Below are 1,926 nucleotides of genomic sequence, written 5' to 3'. Positions count from 1 at the left end.
TCCCCCGGCCGCTGGCCGGACGCAGGAAAAATGCCTTGATTTCCTGCATGAATTTCCTGTCATAATGTGCTTTATTCACCAGACGGCACTCGCTGCCTGGTTCGAGTTCCCGGTTTGTAAGCCATCTTCTGCGGCTTCTTTTCAAACCTCCCCCGTTTCCATCAATGAACTCCGCAAGGAGTAACTCCATGCACTTAAACGAACTCAAGGCACTGCACGTGTCTGAAGTCCTCAAGCAGGCCGAAGCCCTTGAGATCGAAAACGTCGGCCGTATGCGCAAGCAGGAGCTGATGTTCGCCATCATCAAAAAACGTGCAAAAACCGGTGAGACCATCGTGGCCGACGGCGTGCTGGAAGTGCTGCCCGACGGTTTCGGTTTCCTCCGTGCTCCGGATTCAAGCTACACGGCCAGCACCGACGACATCTACATCAGCCCCAGCCAGATTCGCCGCTTCAACCTGCACACCGGCGACATGATTGAAGGCGAAGTGCGCACCCCCAAGGATGGCGAGCGCTACTTTGCCCTGAACAAGCTCGACAAGGTCAACGACGGCCTGCCTGAAGACAACAAGCACAAGGTCATGTTCGAGAACTTGACCCCGCTGTTCCCACGCGAGCAGTTCAAGCTCGAACGCGACATCAAGGGCGAAGAGAACCTGACCAGCCGCATCATCGACATCGTCGCGCCTATCGGCAAAGGCCAGCGCGCCCTGCTGGTCGCACCGCCCAAGTCCGGCAAGACCGTGATGATGCAGAACATCGCCCACGCCATTACCGCCAACTACCCTGAAGTGGTCATGATGGTGCTGCTGGTGGACGAGCGCCCTGAAGAAGTGACCGAAATGCAGCGCAGCGTGCGCGGCGAAGTGATCTCCTCCACTTTTGACGAACCCGCCGCACGCCACGTGCATGTGGCCGAAATGGTGATCGAACGCGCCAAGCGCCTGGTTGAACTCGGCAAGGACGTCGTTATCCTGCTGGACTCCATCACCCGCCTGGCCCGCGCCTACAACAACGTGTTGCCTTCATCGGGCAAAGTGCTGACCGGCGGTGTGGACGCCAACGCACTGCAGCGCCCCAAGCGCTTCTTCGGTGCGGCCCGCAATATTGAAGAAGGCGGCAGCCTGACCATCATCGGCACCGCGCTGGTAGACACCGGCAGCCGCATGGACGAAGTGATCTTTGAAGAATTCAAGGGCACCGGCAACTGCGAAATCCACCTGGACCGCCGCCTGTACGAAAAACGCGTGTTCCCGGCAATTCACCTCAACCGCAGCGGCACCCGCAAGGAAGAGCTGTTACTTGCACCCGAAATTCTCCAAAAGTCGCGAATTTTGCGTCAATTCATGTACAACATGGATGAAATCGAATCCATGGAGCTGATGCTCAAGAACATGAAAGCGACGAAGAACAACCACGAATTCTTCGACATGATGAGGCGGGGCGGCTAGAACGTGGCCCCCACGGTCGCTCACTTCGTGTAGCTTCCTGCCCCCCGAGGGGGCCGCCCGCCTGCGGTCTGGCAAAGCCAGTCCCGCGGCTCATACTGGATTGAAGATCCAGGGCGCAACCAGTGGGGTATTTACCAGCGGGGGCCGAGGGTCCGGCTTCGCCGGCCCAAGGCGCCGCCCCCTTGAGGGGGGAACAAGTTACACGCAGTGAACTTGGACGGGGGTGCTATAATGTGCGGCTTAGCGGAAAGTGCCCAGGACTGGCTTGGTGTGGCTCCCGCAACGAATAAGGAAAGATCATGAAAGAAGGCATTCACCCCAACTACCGCGAAGTTTGTTTCCTGGACCTGTCCAACAACTTCAAGTTCGTCACCCGCTCCTGCGTGAACACCAAAGAAATGGTGAAGATGGACGACGGTCGCGAACTGCCCCTGTACAAGCTCGATACGTCCAGCGAATCGCACCCTTTCTACAC

3 protein-coding genes are annotated in these 1,926 nt (G+C 58.0%); 2 read left to right on the top strand and 1 reads right to left on the bottom strand.

Going from position 1 to position 1,926, the window contains the following annotated elements:
- Nucleotides 1–190 (bottom strand): hypothetical protein (locus tag AC1D1X_RS21945; protein ID WP_477699180.1); only part of this gene is annotated, 190 nt, incomplete at its 3' end.
- Here AC1D1X_RS21945 and rho point away from each other — a divergent pair.
- Together rho and AC1D1X_RS21935 are read left to right on the top strand one after the other, a co-directional pair.
- Nucleotides 189–1,451 carry a transcription termination factor Rho gene (gene rho, locus AC1D1X_RS21940; RefSeq protein WP_348050341.1) on the top strand — a complete coding sequence of 421 codons (1,263 nt, stop codon included), beginning with the start codon at nt 189–191 and terminating at the stop codon, nt 1,449–1,451. The genes AC1D1X_RS21945 and rho overlap by 2 nt on opposite strands.
- A 299-nt stretch (nt 1,452–1,750) precedes the next feature.
- Nucleotides 1,751–1,926 (top strand): type B 50S ribosomal protein L31 (locus AC1D1X_RS21935; protein ID WP_477699181.1); only part of this gene is annotated, 176 nt, incomplete at its 3' end.

The sequence above is a fragment of the Polaromonas sp. P1_G4 genome (assembly GCF_056405475.1).
Note: the sequence above shows the minus strand (reverse complement) of the source record. Positions and strands in the feature narration are given on the sequence as shown.

Excerpts from the sequence above, each read along its gene's own strand:
- rho (WP_348050341.1), top strand. The coding sequence starts at position 189 with ATGCACTTAAACGAACTCAAGGCACTGCACGTGTCTGAAGTCCTCAAG.